Origin of the sequence: Vibrio chanodichtyis (assembly GCF_028863985.1) — a bacterium.
GTDB lineage: Bacteria > Pseudomonadota > Gammaproteobacteria > Enterobacterales > Vibrionaceae > Vibrio > Vibrio chanodichtyis.
In genome coordinates this window covers 105,102-123,901 of sequence record NZ_JARBFT010000005.1, presented here as the reverse complement: position 1 = coordinate 123,901, position 18,800 = coordinate 105,102, and the positions used below count along the sequence as shown (strand labels likewise).

The 18,800-nt window shown below is 48.7% G+C and carries 13 protein-coding genes; 6 read left to right on the top strand and 7 right to left on the bottom strand.

The annotated features are described in order from the left end of the window. Positions 1–30: 30 nt before the first annotated feature. The 6 genes from PUN32_RS07105 to PUN32_RS07080 all read left to right on the top strand — a co-directional run bounded on the left by PUN32_RS07105 (position 31) and on the right by PUN32_RS07080 (position 9,695). Positions 31–1,026, top strand: coding sequence for an ABC transporter ATP-binding protein (locus PUN32_RS07105; protein ID WP_274722428.1), 996 nt, complete (start codon positions 31–33; stop codon positions 1,024–1,026). 76 nt (positions 1,027–1,102) lie between these two features. Further along, positions 1,103–2,824: a glycoside hydrolase family 9 protein gene (locus tag PUN32_RS07100; protein WP_274722427.1), complete on the top strand. Its 1,722-nt coding sequence runs from the start codon at positions 1,103–1,105 to the stop codon at positions 2,822–2,824. After that, positions 2,821–3,705, top strand: coding sequence for an N-acetylglucosamine kinase (locus PUN32_RS07095; RefSeq protein ID WP_274722426.1), 885 nt, complete (start codon positions 2,821–2,823; stop codon positions 3,703–3,705). Before PUN32_RS07100 ends, PUN32_RS07095 begins: the two co-directional genes overlap by 4 nt. Next, a complete protein-coding gene (locus PUN32_RS07090; RefSeq protein WP_274722425.1) occupies positions 3,702–5,618 on the top strand; it encodes a beta-N-acetylhexosaminidase in 1,917 nt (638 codons plus the stop codon). The genes PUN32_RS07095 and PUN32_RS07090 overlap by 4 nt, the downstream gene beginning before the upstream one ends. Before the next feature lie 145 nt (positions 5,619–5,763). Beyond that, positions 5,764–8,169 carry a GH36-type glycosyl hydrolase domain-containing protein gene (locus PUN32_RS07085; RefSeq protein ID WP_274722424.1) on the top strand — a complete coding sequence of 802 codons (2,406 nt, stop codon included), beginning with the start codon at positions 5,764–5,766 and terminating at the stop codon, positions 8,167–8,169. Positions 8,170–8,282: 113 nt separating this feature from the next. Beyond that, positions 8,283–9,695 (top strand): phosphoglucomutase/phosphomannomutase family protein, encoded by a 1,413-nt coding sequence (locus PUN32_RS07080; RefSeq protein WP_274722423.1) that lies wholly within the window; start codon positions 8,283–8,285, stop codon positions 9,693–9,695. Positions 9,696–9,934: 239 nt separating this feature from the next. On the opposite strand, the gene PUN32_RS07075 is transcribed toward PUN32_RS07080, so the two are convergent. The 7 genes from PUN32_RS07075 to acnB form a co-directional block, all read right to left on the bottom strand. Continuing rightward, complete coding sequence (locus PUN32_RS07075; RefSeq protein ID WP_274722422.1) at positions 9,935–10,966, bottom strand: ABC transporter ATP-binding protein; 1,032 nt, start codon at positions 10,964–10,966, stop codon at positions 9,935–9,937. Continuing rightward, positions 10,966–12,591 (bottom strand): ABC transporter permease, encoded by a 1,626-nt coding sequence (locus PUN32_RS07070; protein WP_274722421.1) that lies wholly within the window; start codon positions 12,589–12,591, stop codon positions 10,966–10,968. Before PUN32_RS07070 ends, PUN32_RS07075 begins: the two co-directional genes overlap by 1 nt. An 84-nt stretch (positions 12,592–12,675) precedes the next feature. Next, positions 12,676–13,689 carry a Fe(3+) ABC transporter substrate-binding protein gene (locus tag PUN32_RS07065; RefSeq protein WP_274722420.1) on the bottom strand — a complete coding sequence of 338 codons (1,014 nt, stop codon included), beginning with the start codon at positions 13,687–13,689 and terminating at the stop codon, positions 12,676–12,678. A gap of 128 nt (positions 13,690–13,817) precedes the next feature. Beyond that, a complete protein-coding gene (locus PUN32_RS07060; protein WP_274722419.1) occupies positions 13,818–15,047 on the bottom strand; it encodes an ammonium transporter in 1,230 nt (409 codons plus the stop codon). Between the two features lie 23 nt (positions 15,048–15,070). Next, on the bottom strand, positions 15,071–15,409 hold the full coding sequence (glnK, locus tag PUN32_RS07055; RefSeq protein ID WP_166013602.1) for a P-II family nitrogen regulator: 339 nt from the start codon (positions 15,407–15,409) through the stop codon (positions 15,071–15,073). A gap of 244 nt (positions 15,410–15,653) precedes the next feature. Beyond that, positions 15,654–16,025: a YacL family protein gene (locus tag PUN32_RS07050; protein WP_274722418.1), complete on the bottom strand. Its 372-nt coding sequence runs from the start codon at positions 16,023–16,025 to the stop codon at positions 15,654–15,656. Between the two features lie 157 nt (positions 16,026–16,182). Next, positions 16,183–18,780 carry a bifunctional aconitate hydratase 2/2-methylisocitrate dehydratase gene (gene acnB / locus PUN32_RS07045; RefSeq protein WP_274722417.1) on the bottom strand — a complete coding sequence of 866 codons (2,598 nt, stop codon included), beginning with the start codon at positions 18,778–18,780 and terminating at the stop codon, positions 16,183–16,185. Positions 18,781–18,800: the final 20 nt, after the last annotated feature.

The following is an 18,800-nucleotide window of genomic DNA, read 5'->3' as shown; positions in this document are numbered from 1 at the left end:
AGCAGTAGCAAAGAATTTCTGGAGACAATTATGAGCAAATCATTTGGCGAATTACTGGTTGAGGGGAAAAATCTGGTTAAAGATTTTCCGATCAACAGTAACGCACTCAAACAACCTATGATGCGTGCGATTAACGACGTGTCATTCAAAATGTACAAAAGCCGCGGTTTATCGGTAGTAGGTGAGTCAGGCTCAGGCAAATCGACCACCGCCAAAATGATCGCCAAGATGTACGCGCCAACCTCGGGCACCATTGAGTACAAAGGCCGTGACATTCAAGACATCACATCACGTGACGATCTGATGCACTACCGCGAAGGTGTGCAGATGGTATGGCAAGATCCGTTTGGCTCACTCAACCCAACCCATACCATTTTCCACCATATCGCTCGCCCCCTGCTGATCCACAAAAAGGTCACACCGGGCAATAAAAAAGAGCTAGAAGAGCGGGTTTATGAACTGCTGGAGCAAGTGGGCCTTATCCCACCAAAAGAAACGGCAGCCAAATACCCACACCAACTCTCGGGTGGTCAACGGCAGCGGGTCAACTTGGCACGTAACATTGCGGTAGGCGCAGAAGTGGTACTGGCTGACGAACCAACCTCAATGCTGGATGTGTCGATTCGAGCGGGCGTTCTCAACCTGATGGAAGAGATGAAGTTTGAGCGGCAGATGTCGCTGCTGTACATCACCCACGATATCGCCACCGCACGTTACATCGCGGAAGACTTGGCGGTGATGTATGTCGGACACATGGTGGAATGGGGGGATACCGATGCGATCATTCACGATCCTCAGCATCCTTATACCAAACTGCTGGTTTCTGCCGTACCGGATCCGAAAAAATCTATCCATGAAAAACTGGAAGGCAATAAAGGTGAGATCCCGTTGTGGACGCCAGATTCAGTCGGCTGTCCTTTCGCTGGACGCTGCTTACATGCCAGTGCGAAGTGCCGTGAAGCGGTACCGGAAGTAACTCAGCTCTCTGACAACCACTTTGTACGTTGTTATCTGTTCGAAAAATAACAAGCTCAAAAATAACCACCGAGCTGGCTCCTGATCCTGCCAGGAGCCAGCTCCATCCATCCAGTGGAGAACATGAATGCAGTTACTGACCAACCACATTGGCTATGAAACCAAAGGTGCCAAGCAAGCAGTTTTGCTATGTGGCCAAACACAGTTAATGGATGACTGTGTGCTTTTGGTTTGCGCTCGTAGCCATCAAACCGTTGCCACGCTTGTTATCGAGCAGCACGGTAGCGTGGATAGCTGGCATCAGGGACAGTTTCATCGTATCGATTTTTCCGATTTTACCACTCCAGGCGACTACTATTTGCGCCTTGAGCACACTCAATCTGCCATCTTTAGCATTGGGCAAGGCGTGCTGATGCAGCGTACCTTTTCCGATGTGCTGCACTACTTCAAGTCGCAGCGCTGCTCAGGGCAGTTTGATCAACAAGACAAGCACGTACCGCTGCTCGGCACATCAACCACTGCCGATGTGCATGGCGGCTGGTACGATGCTTCCGGTGACGTCAGTAAGTATCTCAGTCACCTTTCTTACGCTAACTATTTGAATCCACAGCAAACACCTATGGTGGTGTGGAACATGCTCAAAGGGCTAGCGGTGTTACAACACCACGCGGATTTTGCGCCATTTTCTCGCACGCGCCTAACCGATGAAGCCTTGTTTGGCGCTGACTTCTTGCTCCGAATGCAAGATTCGGCAGGCTTTTTCTATATGACGGTATTTGATCGCTGGAGCAAAGACACTAAACAGCGAGAGATTTGCGCTTATGCGACGCAAAAAGGCGATAAATCTGCCGCTTATCAAGCTGGATTTCGTCAAGGTGGCGGAATCGCGATTGCTGCGCTCGCCGCGGCAGCACGCTTAGATACCCATGGTGAGTTTAACCAAACGCAATATTTACAGGCGGCAGAAACGGGTTATTGGCACCTTAAACAGCACAATAGCCAATATCTCGATGATGGAGTAGAAAACATCATTGATGAATATTGCGCACTTCTCGCCTGTTGTGAGCTGTACCGTAGCACCGACAACCATGCATATCTCACGCAAGCGCGTGAATGGGCACAGCGTTTGGCTCAGCGTCAAACCTGCGATCAGCAAATGACCCATTACTGGTCGGCGACCCGTGATGGAGTTCGCCCTTACTTTCATCCTTCCGATGCGGGCCTACCGGTCATTGCCCTGTGTGAATACCTCAATATCGAAACCGATACCGCTTACTATGCCCAGCAGCAACGCGTGGTCGAGCAAGCTTGTCAATTTGAACTGACGATCACCGCGCAAGTCACCAACCCATTTGGTTATCCACGCCAGTACGTGAAAGGCATCACTAGCCCAAAACGCAGCAGCTTTTTTATCGCACAAGACAACGAGAGTGGTTACTGGTGGCAAGGTGAAAATGCCCGCTTAGCCTCACTGGCTAGCATGGCCTACCTCGCCCAGCCTCATTTGACGCCGAGCGTTGCCCAAGCACTGCAAGTTTGGGCGCAGAATGCACTGAACTGGATTGTTGGCCTTAACCCTTACGACATGTGCATGCTCGATGGTCATGGCCAAAATAACCCTGACTATCTGCCTCATTTGGGCTTTTTCAATGCCAAAGGCGGGGTGTGTAACGGGATCACCGCCGGATTTGATGATCCGCGCGATATCGCGTTCAACCCTGATGAGCAAAAACACGATCCGCTGCAAAACTGGCGCTGGGGTGAACAGTGGATCCCGCATGGCGCTTGGTATCTGCTGGCGATCATGACTCAATTTGATCACTTCACCACTGCGGAGGTGACCGAATGACTTACTACGTCGGAGTTGATGGTGGTGGCACCTCTTGTCGAGCCAGGATCCGCGATGCGCAAGGTCAATCGATCGGCGAAGCGAAAAGTGGCAGTGCCAACATTTTGTTAGGGGTCGATCGGGCGCTGCAAGCGGTGATCGATGCCATTACTCTCGCGGCCCAGCAAGGTGGATTAAGTGAGCAGGCATTCGCTAACATGCATGTTGGGTTGGCGTTAGCTGGCGCAGAACAAAAAAACGCATGGCATGCTTTTATGCAACAAGCCCACCCTTTTGCGTCAATGACCCTAAACACGGATGCTTATGGCGCTTGCCTTGGTGCACATTTGGGCCATGACGGAGCAATCATGATAGCGGGTACTGGGTCATGTGGCTTACTGCTTAAACATGGTCAGTCATATGTGGTCGGCGGTCGTGAATTTCCCATCTCAGATCAAGGCAGCGGTGCCGTAATGGGGCTGCGCCTCATTCAGCAGGTTCTGCTCGCGCAAGATGAGATCCGCCCACACACTCCACTGTGTGAAGTGGTGATGGACCATTTTCAACATGATCTGGATGCGATCGTCACTTGGTCCAAAACCGCACTACCTTGCGATTATGCCCAGTTTTCACCACAAATTTTCAGCCATGCGTATGCCGGAGATGAGCTCGCGATCGAGCTACTCAAGCAAACGGCGGCGGATATCGAAATGTTACTAATCGCGCTGCATCGCAAAGGCGCAGAGCAGATCTGCCTGATGGGTAGCATTGCTGAACGCCTGCATGATTGGTTATCGCCACCAGTCCAACAATGGCTAGTCGCCCCCCAAGCGGATGCTATCGAAGGTGGATTAATGTTTGCCGGAAAACCCGAGCACAACCTGTATAAGGATGGTTTATGAGTTATCGAATTGAATTTGCGGTGCTCTCCGAACAACAGCCAGATTGTCGTTTTGGCTTAACCTTGCACAATTTGAGCGATCAAGATCTGCATGACTGGTCACTGCACTTTGTGATTGACCGCTATATTCAGCCAGCCAGCGTCTCCCATGGTCAACTGACCCAAGTCGGCAGCTTATGTTCACTGGTGCCCACTGAGCCTGTGCTGCCCGCCAATGGTCACTTTTATTGTGAGTTCATCATTAAAACCGCGCCGTATCATTTTTATGACAATGGTATCGCCCACGCTTTCGTACAACGTAATGACCGACAACCGGCAGAACGCATCGAAGTGGTGGTTAACCCGATCGTACTCGCCTCTCCATACCGTGAGCGCAGCCAGATCCCTGCGGTGACCGCAGCCGAGCTGTGCGTGATCCCCAAGCCCAACTCACTGCAACGAGTTAAGGGCGAGTTTGTTATCAGCCGTTCGAGTCAGATCGCTTTGCACTCCGATCTGGCTGAGCGTGCCGCGCACTGGTTCGCTGAAGAACTACAAACTTTACATGGGGTTGGCCTAAGTGCGATTGGGCACAGTGATATTGTTTATCGCAGCAATCCCACTCTCGATGACGGTCACTATCAACTGCTGATTGATACGCAAGGGATCAGCATTGAAGCAGGCAGCCATAGCGGCTTTATTCATGCCAGCGCCACCTTATTACAACTGGCCCAGCCTCAAGCGGACCACTTACGCTTCCCATTGGTCAAAATCGTCGATGCGCCACGTTTCAAATATCGCGGCATGATGCTCGATTGCGCACGCCATTTTCACTCGTTAGAACAAGTGAAACGAGTGATCAACCAACTGGCACACTACAAATTTAATGTGTTCCATTGGCACCTCACCGATGATGAAGGCTGGCGCATTGAGATCAAACGCCTGCCTCAATTAACCGCTATCGGCGCATGGCGCGGTATGGATGAAGTGCTCGAACCTCAATACAGTTTATTGACCGAACGGCATGGCGGGTTTTATACCCAAGATGAGATCCGCTCAGTGATCGAATATGCCGAGCAACGCGGTATCACGGTTATTCCTGAGATTGATATTCCTGGCCATTGCCGAGCCGCGATTAAAGCGCTGCCGGAATGGTTAGTCGACGATGAAGATCGCTCTCAATATCGCAGTATTCAAAACTATACCGATAATGTGCTCTCGCCAGCTTTACCGGGAACTTATCAATTTTTAGATATTGTGCTGCAAGAAGTCGCCGATCTGTTCCCAAGTCCGTTGATCCATATTGGTGCCGACGAAGTTCCTAATGGCGTGTGGGTCGATAGCCCTAAATGCCAAGCGTTAATGCAACAGCAAGGTTATACCGATCCCAAAGAGCTCCAAGGCCACCTGCTGCGTTATGCCGAACAGAAACTGAAAAGTTTGGGTAAGCGCATGGTGGGCTGGGAAGAGGCCCACCATGGCGATAAAGTCAGCAAAGACACCATCATTTACGCTTGGTTATCCGAACAGGCGGCTTTGCAATGCGCCAAGCTTGGCTTTGATGTGATCTTGCAACCAGGGCAATTCACTTATCTCGATATGACCCAAGATTTCGCCCCAGAAGAGCCGGGCGTGGATTGGGCTGGCGTCACACCGCTAGAGCGTGCTTACGGTTATGAACCGCTGGCCGATATTGCAATCGATGACCCACTACGCAAACGGATCCTCGGCACCCAGTGCGCCTTGTGGTGTGAGCTGATCAATAACCCTAAGCGGATGGAATATATGCTCTACCCGCGTTTAACCGCTTTAGCCGAGGGGGGCTGGACCGAAAAATCGCAACGTAACTGGTTAGATTATTTGGCACGCCTAAAGGGGCATTTGCCGCTGCTCGATAAGCAAAACATCACTTATCGCGCACCTTGGAAAGAGTAACCAAAGACCACGACGATGTGAGTTGTCTCGAATTGTCGTGGGCTTATCAACCCTTTTTTTACTCAGCATAAATTTTTACTCAGCATAAGTTTTCACTAGCATAGGTTTTAGCTGCCCAACGCAGCTAGTTTAAAAGGAAAGCACCATGAAATACGGTTATTTCGATAATGAACAACGCGAATACGTCATCACTCGCCCTGACGTACCCGCCCCTTGGACTAACTATCTCGGTACAGAAAAGTTTTGTACTGTGATTTCTCATAACGCGGGAGGTTATTCGTTCTACCACTCGCCTGAGTACAATCGCGTGACCAAGTTCCGCCCTAACTTTACCCAAGATCGCCCTGGTCATTACGTGTATCTGCGTGATGATGCGAGCGGTGATTTTTGGTCAATATCTTGGCAACCAGTGGCGAAAAGCCTTGAGCAAGCCAAATACGAAGTGCGTCACGGCTTGTCATACTCAAAATTCAAGTGTGACTACAACGGGATCCACGCGACTAAAACGCTGTTCGTCCCCAAAGGGGAAGATGCCGAAGTATGGGATGTGGTGATTGAAAACACCTCGAATGAAGTACGTACCATCAGTGCGTTTAACTACGTTGAGTTCTCTTTCAGCCACATCAAATCGGATAACCAAAACCACCAGATGTCACTCTACTCTGCGGGCACTTCGTTCCAAGATGGCGTGATCGAATATGATCTGTATTACAACACCGATGATTTCTTAGGTTTCTACTACTTAACTGCAACCTTTGATGCCGACAGCTACGACGGTCAACGTGACCAGTTCCTTGGCATGTACCGTGATGAAGCTAACCCAATTGCGGTTGCCCAAGGTCGATGCTCTAACAGCGCGCAAACCTGCTACAACCACTGTGGCGCACTGCATAAACAATTTGTGCTGCAACCTGGTGAAAAAGTACGCTTCGCGGTAATTCTTGGGGTCGGTAAAGGTAATGGTGCGAAACTGCGTGCCAAATACCAAGACCTCACTCAAGTCGATGCAGCGTTTGCCGGCATTAAAGCCCACTGGGATGAGCGCTGTGCTAAGTTCCAAGTAAAATCGCCAAATCCAGGACTGGATACCATGATCAACGCTTGGACCCTCTACCAAGCAGAAACTTGTGTAGTATGGTCACGGTTTGCTTCTTTCATTGAAGTCGGCGGCCGTACCGGTCTTGGCTACCGCGATACCGCGCAAGATGCGATCTCCGTCCCGCACACTAACCCAACCATGACGCGTAAACGCTTGGTTGACCTACTGCGCGGCCAAGTGAAAGCGGGTTACGGTTTGCACTTGTTTGATCCTGATTGGTTCGATCCGGCGAAAGCGGATGTCAAACCGTCTAAATCACCTACCGTGGTACCAACCCCATCGGATGACGACAAGATCCACGGCATCAAAGATACCTGCTCGGACGATCACCTGTGGATTGTGCCGACCATCCTCAGCTATGTGAAAGAAACCGGCGATTTTGCCTTTATCGATGAAGTGATCCCTTATGCTGATGGCGGTAACGCTAGCGTGTATCAGCATATGATGGCTGCGTTGGACTTCTCGGCTGAATACGTTGGCCAAACCGGGATTTGTAAAGGCTTACGTGCGGACTGGAATGACTGCTTGAACTTAGGTGGCGGTGAGTCATCTATGGTCTCGTTCCTACATTTCTGGGCATTGGAAGCGTTTCTTGAGCTGTCACGTTATCGTAATGATCAAGCGGCCACCGACAAGTATCAAGCAATGGCAGACGGCGTGCGTAATGCATGTGAAACTCACTTGTGGGATGAGCAAGGTGAATGGTACATCCGTGGCCTGACCAAAAATGGCGACAAGATCGGTACCTTTGATCAAGTCGAAGGTAAGGTGCACTTAGAGTCTAACTCATTGGCGGTGCTCTCTGGCACAGTCAGCCATGAACGCGGCATCAAAGCGATGGATGCGGTCTACCAATATCTGTTCTCCAAATACGGCCTACATCTGAATGCCCCCTCATTCGCAACGCCAAATGATGACATTGGTTTCGTGACTCGTGTTTACCAAGGCGTGAAAGAGAACGGCGCGATCTTCTCGCATCCAAACCCATGGGCGTGGGTGGCTGAAGCGAAACTGGGGCGTGGCGATCGTGCGATGGAACTGTATGACGCACTCAACCCATACAACCAAAACGACATCATCGAGACTCGGATTGCCGAACCGTACTCTTACGTGCAGTTCATTATGGGCCGCGATCACCAAGATCATGGCCGCGCTAACCACCCGTGGTTAACCGGTACTTCTGGCTGGGCGTATCACGCGGTCACCAACTACATGTTAGGTATCAAAGCGGGCTTTGCTGGACTGGAAATTGATCCTTGTATCCCAACTTCATGGCCCGGTTTTGAAGTGACTCGTGAGTGGCGTGATGCGACTTACCAAATCAAAGTGGAAAACCCACACGGCGTATCAAAAGGTGTGCAATCGATCACGCTCAATGGCCAAGCGATTGAAGGTGCTGTGCCGGTTCAAGCCGCAGGCAGCATCAATCAAGTGGTGGTGATTCTGGGTTAACCGATTTTCGGGCATTCGCTGAGTGCCCGTTTTCTAATACCTAAACGTTTTATGTCCAAACCCGTTGTCAGCGCCCCCGACAATGACAACAGGCAAAGGAATAGGGAGAGAAAATGATTAAATTTGGTACTGGCGGCTGGCGTGCGTTTATTGGTGAGGAATTCACTAAAGATAATGTGCGTTTGGTGGCTCAAGCTTTGGCGAACATCATTCAACATGAACAAGTGGCAGCACAAGGCTTCGTGATTGGCTATGACCGCCGCTTTTTATCCGATAAAGCCGGACGCTGGTTTGCCGAAGTATTAGCCGCGAATGGTATTGTGGTGAGCTTTATTGATAAATTTGTACCCACACCGGTGGTGATGTTTAAAGCCAAAGAGATGGATTGTGCGTATTCAGCTTGTATCACCGCTTCGCATAACCCAGCCGATTACAATGGAATTAAAGTCTTTATTCGCGGTGGCCGTGATGCCGATGAAGTGATCACGCAAAAGATTGAACAGCAAATCGCGACCATGAGCCAACAAGATGTCCAATGGATCGATTTTGAACAAGCGGTTAACGATAAGCAGATCAAGATCATCAACCCGATGAACGAATTCGTCGATAGCATCATTAATGCGATTGATATTGAGGCGATCAAACAAGCCAATCTGCGCGTATTGATCGATCCGATGTTTGGCGTTGCTAAAAATGCGCTGCAAACCGTACTGATCAATGGCCGCTGTGATGTGGATGTGATTAATGATGGTAAAAACCCCGATTTCGGAGGGCTAATGCCATCGCCCAGTGCAGCCACCTTGTATCGTTTAAAACATTTGGTGAAACATGAAGGTTATGATCTGGGGATTGGCACCGATGGCGATGCTGACCGATTAGGCATTATTGATGAGCAAGGCAACTTTATTCATCCGAATGAAGTGCTGATCCTGCTTTACTACTATCTACTGGAGTATAAAGGTTGGAAGGGTTCGGTCGTCCGTAACATTGCCACCACCCACTTACTCGATAAAATCGCCGCCGATCATGGTGAGCAGTGTTTTGAAGTCCCAGTCGGCTTTAAGCACATCTCGTCACAAATGGAAGCGGACGATTCACTGATCGGTGGTGAAAGCTCTGGCGGTCTAACCATCCGTGGTCATATTAAAGGGAAAGATGGCGTGTTTGCCTCAAGCCTATTGGTTGAAATGATCAGCGTCACCGGTAAAAAACTCTCTGAGCTATTAAGCGAGATCTACGCTCGTTACGGCTATGCCTACACTGCAGAAGGCGATTGTAAATTTAAGCCGGCCCAGCGCGATGAGATTTACCGCAAAGTATACATTGAGAAAAAACTGCCTGAGTTTGAGTTTGCAATCGACAAGGTCAGTTACGAAGATGGGGCGAAAGTCTATTTCAAAAATGGCGGCTGGGTGATTGCCCGTTTATCTGGCACTGAGCCTTTGCTGCGTATTTTTGCCGAAATGGCCGATCAACCCACTGCAGAGCGTGTTCTTCAACAGATGAAAGCCTTCTTGGCGTTATAACCAATAAGCCTAGTTATAACTATACCCAAACAACTTGGAGCTGCGGGTAGGCAGCAAGTGAGTGAGTCCCCATGAGCATAGGCAAACTATGTGATTGGGGTGAACGAACGTCTCCAACACCACAGCAGCTTCAAGTAGGAAGGGAATATCACCGAGTGGTTCTCATCGCTGAGGTTAAGTCCCCTCAGTACTGAACGACACTTGCCCGGTCTTTTGGCCGGGCTTTTTTCCAGCGTAGATTAAGCGAAAGCGAGCACTCCCTGAGTATCAATATGCACCTCGACCGCCTGCCCGACGCCTAAGGCTTGTGATGAAGTCGCGATCAATTGCGTGCCATAGGCGTCCACTAGATAGCGACAATGGTCACCCATAAATTGCAGTTCAGTTACCGTCACTTGGCTAGTTTGTGCCGCGTGGATCTGAACCTGCTGCGGACGCAGCAGTAATTTACAGGTGGCCGCTAAGTCAATGGGTTGACGAGCTATCGCCTCAACTATCCCAAGTCGGGTTTGGTATTCGGTTTCGCTGATCCGTCTAGCCTCTAAATAGCTCCCCCCACCAAGAAAATCAGCGACAAACTGACTCGATGGTTGATAGTAAAGATCCACCGCACTACCAAACTGCTCAATGACACCGCGATTCATTACTGCCATTTTATCAGCAAAAGTAAATGCTTCTTCCCGTGAGTGCGTGACAAAAATGGCCGTCACCCCTTGCTGTTTAAAGATTTTACGGATTTCAATCATTAGCTCATGACGGACTTGAGTATCAATATTTGAAAACGGCTCATCAAGCAGTAATAAATCCGGTTTATAGGCCAAAGCCCGAGCAATCGCGACACGCTGCTGCTGTCCTCCCGAAAGCTGATGCGGATAGCGATCAGCAAAATCATTCAGATGGACCAGAGAGAGCATCTCGCAGACTTTAGCCTGCTTTTGCACCGCCGGCATACGATTCAAGCCAAAAGCAACATTCTGCGCCACCGTCAAATGAGGAAATAATGCATAATCTTGGAAAATCATCCCGATATTACGCTGTTCGGGTGGTAGCCAATGCTCACCATCATCTAACGTCACACAATTAAGACTCAGTCGTCCTGCCGCTAAAGGTATAAGACCTGCAATCGATTTTAATAACGTGGTTTTACCACAACCACTCGCTCCCAGCAGACAAACGATTTCACCCGGATTAACTTGTAGTGACAATGATTTCAATACGGTTTGCGAATCATATTGGCAAGTCAGGTTTTCAATCAATAACGCACAGCTCATCAGTGCTTTTGCTCCAAAGAACGGTTAACCATAACCAGAGGGATCAGCCCCACCAACACCAACAAAATCGCTGGCAACGCCGCCAGCTCTAAACGTTCATCGGAGGCGTAGCTATAAACATAAGTTGCCAGTGTTTCGAAGTTAAACGGGCGCAATAGAATCGATGCATTCAACTCCTTCATCGACTCAATAAAAACCAATAATCCCGCAATTAACGCTCCACGCCGAATCAGGGGTAGATGTACTCGCATAAGCATTTGATTAGCATGACACCCCATGGTACGCGCCGCCATGTCTAAGGACGGAGAGATTTTGCTTAAACTGCTTTCAATACTACCAATCGCAACAGCAGAAAAGCGCACCACTAATGCAAAGACAATCGCAAATAAACTCCCAGAGAAGATTAACCCAGGACGCTGCCACTGCATCAGTTTTGCAATATCATTGATTAGATGATCCAGTGCCAAGACAGGCACCAAAATACCAATCGCTAACACAGTTCCTGGCACCGCATAGCCCAGCGAAGAAAGACGCATCAGCACCTCGCTGGAACGGTTATTTTGTAAACGGACATAAAAATTGGTAATCAAAGCCACTAATACTGCAATCACTGCCGCACTCATCGAAACCATAAAACTATTCAGGGCGTACTCTCTAAACTGCACCGTCCAACTTTGTGCAAAGTAAGTCCCACTGTAACTGATCAATTGTAATAACGGCACAATAAAGGCGATGGCCACCAGTCCCCAGCACCAAGTTAAAGCTACCCATAAACGCCAACCTTTTAAGGTGTAGCGATATTCATCATGACTATTAAATTGGTTTTGGTAGAGTTTTTGTCGCCGACGGCTGTAACGCTCACTGCTAAGCAACAATAACAGCACAACTAACATCAGTGCCGAAATTTTGGCTGCCGCACTAAGACTTGAATAACCAAGCCAAGTGTCATAGACAGCTGTGGTTAACGTATTGACCGCAAATAAACTTACCGTGCCAAAATCGCCAATCGTTTCCATTGCAACTAAAGATAAACCGACTGCAATAGCAGGACGAGCTAATGGTAATGAGATGCGCCAGAAGCTTTGCCACGGAGAGCATCTTAACAAACGGGCGGATTGAAGCAGCGTGACATTCTGTTCCATGAATGCAGCCCGACAAAGTAAATAAACGTAAGGATAAAGAACCAAAGCGAGCACTACACTCGCACCACCTAAACTACGGATATTTGGAAACCAATAGCTACCGGCTTGCCAGCCAGTCCAGTCACGTAAAGCGATTTGAACCGGTCCGGCATAATCAAACCAATCGGTAAATAGATAACCAATAATATAAGCAGGCATAGCTAACGGTAGCACTAGCGCCCATTGTAACCAGCGTTCACCCGGTAATTGACACATGGCAATGAGCCAAGCACAAGGTACCCCTAACAATAGCGTCAGTAGTAATACCGCCACCGTTAACACTGAGGTATTAAAAATATAAGTTGGCATTACCGTCGCCAGTAAATGAGCAAAAACCTCACCACTGCTACCAAATGCACTATAGAAGATCGAGAGAATGGGCAAAATAAGCAGGATAGCCAATGCAAAACTGCTCATTTTCCAAGTAAAATATTTTTCTTTCATTGCCTAACAATACAAGGCTTGAACAGCGATTAACGCGCTGCATCACGCAAATAAAATAGGGGTACCTTATACCCCTGATTTCACTTACAGGTCAAACTTGACTTCATCAATTAGCTTGATAGCCGCCGAGTTGTAGTCTGCAATTTTTTCCAGAGCGAGCTGATCGATATTGAATTCGCCCCATGACGCCACTAAAGTCGAACGTTGAACCCCCTCTTTCACTGGGTATTCATAATTGACTTGTGCATACATTTGTTGAGCTGTTGCATCACTTAAAAATTCCATAAGTTTAATCGCATTATCACGATTTGGCGCGAATTTCGCCATTGCCATGCCACTCACATTCACATGAGTACCTTGTGCATTTTGACCAGGAAAATTGATATACACAGCTTCTGCCCAAGATTTTTGTTGCGCATCATTGAGCATTGCACCTAAATAATAACTGTTGCCTAACGACAGATCACACAGTCCCTCTTTAATTGCACGAATTTGGTCACGATCATTACCTTGTGGTTTACGAGCCAAGTTTGCCTTAACGCCTTCTAGCCAAGTTTTGGCTTGTGCTTCACCATGGTGCGCAATGATAGAGGCGACAAGGGCAATATTGTATGGGTGCTTACCACTACGAGTACAAATTTTTCCTTTAAACTCGGGCTTGGCGAGATCCATATAATCAAAATCGTTACCTAATTTACCAACACGCTCACGAGATGAGTAGACACTGCGCGTACGTTGCGTCAAGGCAAACCACTCATCACCACTATCACGGTATTGAGCCGGAATATTCTGTTCAATCACTCGGCTATCAAGTGGCTGAGTCAGACCTTTTTCGGTTAACTCAAACAGACGGCTAAACTCAGCCGTTAAGATCACATCGGCAGGACTATATTCACCTTCTTGAGCAAGTTTCTCGGCAATGCCTTCTTTGGCAAATTTAACATTAACTTTGATGCCCGTTTGTTTGGTGAACTCCTGAAACATAGGTTCAACCAAGAATGGTTGGCGATAAGAGTAAACATTCACATGTTGAGCAGCAAAGGCACCAGAAGCCAATGAGCTAAGAGTGAGGACAGATAAGCTGAGCAGTTTTTTCATTGAAAGTTTCCCTTAGACTTATTATTGATAATGATTATCAATAATATAATAGTATGGAAATTTCCAATTGAAAAACAAAACCTACCACTCTGGTAGGTTTTGTTTTATTAGTGATAATAATCAATGAATTATTTGTTATTTACAAACTCTGGGTAGGCAACAACGCCACAATCGTGCATATCCATCCCTTCCATCTCTTCTTCTTCTGAGACACGGATCCCCATTGTTGCTTTGATAATGGACCACACCACTAGACTGGCACTAAATACCCAAGCAAAAATCACCACCGCACCAAGTAACTGGGCGCCCAATGTCACCTCTGCATTACTGATTGGCACCGCAAGTAAACCAAATAAGCCACATACACCATGTACCGAAATCGCGCCCACCGGATCATCAATTTTCAGCTTATCAAGCGCGATGATACTAAATACCACCAATACACCAGCGACGGCACCAATCGCTACGGCATACAGTGGCGAGGGCGACAAAGGATCGGCGGTGATCGCGACCAATCCAGCCAGCGTACCATTGAGGATCATTGTTAAATCTGCTTTACCCCAAGTGGTTTTACATACTAGTAGTGCTGCAATCGCCCCTGCGGCTGCCGCGGCATTAGTATTGAGGAACACCTTGCCCACCGCCGTCGCATTTTCAAAATCGGAGAGCATCAATTGTGAGCCACCGTTGAAGCCAAACCAACCCAGCCACAAAATAAATGTACCTAAGGTTGCCAATGGCATGTTCGAGCCAGGGATCGGGTGAATTTCACCATTTTTACCGTATTTACCTTTACGAGCTCCGAGCAACAACACTCCCGCCAATGCTGCCGAAGCACCAGCTAAATGTACGATACCAGAACCAGCAAAATCGCTAAAACCGGCCTCGGCAAGGAAACCGCCACCCCAAGTCCAGTAACCTTCAATAGGATAAATGAACGCGGTCAAAATCACCGAGAAGATCAAGAATGCCCACAGCTTCATCCGTTCCGCGACGGCACCAGAAACCACCGACATCGATGTGGCAACAAACACGACTTGAAAGAAGAAATCCGCCTCTAGTGAGTGATCTGCCCCCTCAGCTTGTGAGCCAATCAGTGTTCCGAGAGAGGGTAACCAACCACCTTCAGTATTATCAAGATACATAATGTTGTAGCCGACCACTAAATAAGTGGTACACGCAATCGCATACAGCACAAAGTTTTTGGTCAGAATTTCAGTGGTATTCTTCGAGCGCACTAACCCCGCTTCGAGCATGGCAAATCCCGCCGCCATCCACATTACTAACGCTCCTGAAATCAGGAAGAAAAACGTGTCGAGCGCATAACGCAGCTCAGTCACTGTGGTTGATAATTCCATAATTCAATCTCTCATCCTTGAGGTTAAAGGGCTTCTGAATCCATTTCACCGGTACGAATACGCACCGCATGGCTCAGGTCATAGACAAAGATTTTGCCATCACCGATTTTTCCGGTGTGCGCCGCTTTGATAATGGCTTCAAGTACCCGATCGACATTGTCGCTTTGGGTTGCGATCTCAATTTTTACCTTAGGTAAAAAATCGACCTGATACTCCGCACCACGATACAGCTCGGTGTGCCCTTTCTGCCGCCCAAAGCCTTTGACTTCAGACACTGTCATCCCTTCGATACCCACGTCCGCCAATGCTTCACGAACATCATCCAACTTGAATGGTTTAATAATAGCGCTAATCAGTTTCATCTCTTCCTCTCCGAAACAGTCGTCGATTTGCTATTGATTATCCAAGCCGCGTGCCAACTTTTAACGCCATGATTTTAAACAATAAAAACCACAAGCATTCTAAAAAAACAAAAGGCTGCACTCATTTGGTGCAGCCTTTTCCCTACAATAATGCACACGATTTAACCTCAGCCGCCAATTTTGATGGCTAAGGTTTTGATGATTGAAAATTTAATGATTGGCACTTTAATGATTGGCGTTGCAATCAGCGCGACTGAATAAAGCTCTGCCACTGGGTCAGCAACGCAAGAAAGTCTTCTCGCCCACAAGTAGCGATACTTTCACTGTCATACAAAAAGAAATCACTCTCTAATTCATGCTCGGTGTCATAAGCCAGGGCATTATCTTGCACCGTGATCTCATCACCTTGCACCATAAGAGAAATTTCACGCCCAGTCCAAAGCCACTCTTGGCTTGGTGAATCGGCCGCTTGCTCAATCAAAGCAAAAATTTGTTTAAGTTTGCCTTGATCTTGACCAATCTCTTCTTGCAACCAACGGCCAACAATTTGATGATCCATACTACAGCGGACCGCATACTCGCCTAACAAGGTGTTCTTAATAAATTCAAATTCCATGCGGCTCTCCCGCTCGATACATCATGGCTTAAGTATATCGCAAAGCGCTGAGTGAGGGGAAAAGTCCGGTTTGACCAAGTTTCATCATACCTTGAAAACGTACAGCAAAATAAAGCCGCGACTAGCGCGGCTTTGATAGCAGAACTTACGTTTACGCTTAAGCGGGTTGTTGCAAAATAACCGCGTTGGCTTTACTGGTGTATTGCCCCATCAGATGGAAATTAAGGTAGCGGTAGGTATCTGCCGCCGTTGCATCAATCTGTTTGGCATACTGCATATACTCAGCCAGGGTTGGGATCCGTCCTAAAATCGCCCCCACAGCGGCCAATTCTGCCGAAGCAAGATAGACGTTAGCGCCACTACCCAACCGGTTAGGGAAGTTACGCGTTGAGGTTGAAATCACCGTAGCGTTGTCCGCCACTCGGGCTTGGTTACCCATACACAGCGAACATCCCGGCGTTTCAATGCGCACACCGGCTCGGCCAAAAATACCGTAATAGCCCTCTTCGATCAGCTGATCTCGATCCATCTTGGTCGGCGGAGCGACCCACAGTCGGGTGTGTAATTGACCATTGAACTGCTCCAGTAGTTTGCCTGCCGCACGGAAGTGGCCAATATTGGTCATACAAGAACCGATGAACACTTCATTGATGGCGGTGCCAGCACAATCTGACAGCAGCCGCGCATCATCCGGATCATTCGGGGCGCACAAGATTGGCTGTTTAATCTCGGCTAGATCAATCTCAATCACATGAGCGTATTGCGCATCCTGATCTGCTTCCATCAGTACCGGATTGGCTAACCAAGCCTGCATCGCTTCAATCCGGCGTTCAATAGTACGCACATCGCCATAGCCTTCCGCGATCATCCACTTCAGCATCACTATGTTAGATTGCAGATATTCGGTAATCGAAGCCGGTGACAGTTTTACCGTACAACCAGCCGCAGAACGTTCCGCCGAAGCATCTGATAGTTCAAACGCCTGTTCAACTGTCAGATGTTCTACCCCTTCGATCTCAAGAATCCGCCCAGAAAACTCATTGATCTTACCGGATTTCTCGACGGTCAACAGACCTTGTTGAATGCCGTAATAAGGGATTGCGTGCACCAAATCACGCAAGGTGATCCCCGGCTGCATTTCGCCTTTAAAGCGCACTAAAATCGACTCAGGCATATCTAATGGCATGACTCCCGTTGCTGCAGCAAATGCCACCAAGCCGGAGCCGGCAGGAAAAGAGATCCCCAGCGGGAAACGGGTATGCGAATCGCCACCAGTGCCGACCGTGTCTGGCAGTAGCATTCGGTTCAGCCAAGAATGGATCACGCCGTCACCGGGACGCAACGAGACTCCGCCACGGTTCATAATAAAATCCGGTAGCGTATGGTGGGTTTGCACATCCACCGGTTTCGGGTAGGCCGAAGTGTGGCAGAAAGACTGCATCACCAGATCAGCCGAAAAACCAAGACAAGCCAAATCTTTCAGTTCATCACGCGTCATAGGGCCAGTGGTATCTTGTGAGCCAACGGTGGTCATTTTAGGCTCACAATAAGTGCCCGGACGAATACCGGCGACGCCGCAAGCTTTACCGACCATTTTTTGAGCCAGCGTATAGCCTTTACCGCTATCGGCAACCGCAACAGGGCGACGAAACTCGCTTGAAGGCTCTAAACCTAAGGCATGGCGCGCTTTATCGGTTAAACCACGGCCAACAATCAGTGGAATGCGGCCACCAGCACGCACTTCATCAATCAGCACCTCGGTTTTTAGCTTAAAGGTGGCTAATACTGCTCCGGTTTGGTGATCACAGACTTTGCCCGCCAATGGGTAGAGATCAATCACATCGCCCATCTTAAGCTTAGACACATCGACTTCAATCGGTAAGGCTCCGGCATCTTCCATGGTATTAAAGAAAATTGGCGCGATTTTACCCCCCAGCACATACCCACCAGTGCGCTTATTGGGCACGTTAGGTAGATCATCGCCCATAAACCACAGCACCGAGTTGGTGGCCGATTTGCGCGATGAGCCGGTACCAACCACATCTCCGACATACACCAGTTGATGACCTTTCGCTTTAAGCGCCTCGATTTGCTGAATCGGGCCCACTTTGCCCGGCACATCAGGTTCGATCCCTTCACGCGCATTTTTGAGCATGGCGAGAGCATGTACCGGAATATCTGGACGTGACCAAGCATCCGGTGCAGGTGAGAGATCGTCGGTGTTGGTTTCGCCGCTGACTTTAAACACCGTTAGCGTGACTTTTTCAGCTAACGCGGGCTTGGATAAGAACCACTCGGCATCCGCCCATGATTGCAGCACCTGCTGAGCAAACGGGTTACCCGCTTTGGCTTTTTGTTGTACATCGTAGAAGTTGTCAAACATCAACAGCGTATGTGACAGCGCTTTGGCCGCGATCGGCGCAAGAGCGGCGTCATCCAGCAATGCAATCAATGGTTCGATATTGTAACCACCTTGCATCGTGCCGAGTAATTCAGCCGCTTTGGCACGGCTGATTAAAGGAGAGTTCACCTTACCTTGGGTGACAGCGGTTAAGAATCCGGCTTTGACATACGCCGCCTCATCCACGCCCGGTGGAATTCGATTTTCAAGTAAATCAAGCACAAAAGCTTCTTCACCTTGCGGCGGATTTTTGAGTAACTCAACAAGTCCAGCAACTTGTTCTGCATCTAGAGCTCTTGGAACGACCCCTTCAGCAGCACGCTCTGCGACGTGTTTACGGTAGGCTTCAAGCACGACATTTTCCTCTCATTGCG

Excerpts from the sequence above, each read along its gene's own strand:
- PUN32_RS07100 (WP_274722427.1), top strand. The coding sequence starts at position 1,103 with ATGCAGTTACTGACCAACCACATTGGCTATGAAACCAAAGGTGCCAAG.
- PUN32_RS07090 (WP_274722425.1), top strand. The coding sequence starts at position 3,702 with ATGAGTTATCGAATTGAATTTGCGGTGCTCTCCGAACAACAGCCAGAT.
- PUN32_RS07070 (WP_274722421.1), bottom strand. The coding sequence starts at position 12,591 with ATGAAAGAAAAATATTTTACTTGGAAAATGAGCAGTTTTGCATTGGCT.
- PUN32_RS07075 (WP_274722422.1), bottom strand. The coding sequence starts at position 10,966 with ATGAGCTGTGCGTTATTGATTGAAAACCTGACTTGCCAATATGATTCG.
- PUN32_RS07060 (WP_274722419.1), bottom strand. The coding sequence starts at position 15,047 with ATGGAATTATCAACCACAGTGACTGAGCTGCGTTATGCGCTCGACACG.
- PUN32_RS07105 (WP_274722428.1), top strand. The coding sequence starts at position 31 with ATGAGCAAATCATTTGGCGAATTACTGGTTGAGGGGAAAAATCTGGTT.
- glnK (WP_166013602.1), bottom strand. The coding sequence starts at position 15,409 with ATGAAACTGATTAGCGCTATTATTAAACCATTCAAGTTGGATGATGTT.
- PUN32_RS07085 (WP_274722424.1), top strand. The coding sequence starts at position 5,764 with ATGAAATACGGTTATTTCGATAATGAACAACGCGAATACGTCATCACT.
- PUN32_RS07065 (WP_274722420.1), bottom strand. The coding sequence starts at position 13,689 with ATGAAAAAACTGCTCAGCTTATCTGTCCTCACTCTTAGCTCATTGGCT.
- PUN32_RS07080 (WP_274722423.1), top strand. The coding sequence starts at position 8,283 with ATGATTAAATTTGGTACTGGCGGCTGGCGTGCGTTTATTGGTGAGGAA.
- PUN32_RS07050 (WP_274722418.1), bottom strand. The coding sequence starts at position 16,025 with ATGGAATTTGAATTTATTAAGAACACCTTGTTAGGCGAGTATGCGGTC.
- PUN32_RS07095 (WP_274722426.1), top strand. The coding sequence starts at position 2,821 with ATGACTTACTACGTCGGAGTTGATGGTGGTGGCACCTCTTGTCGAGCC.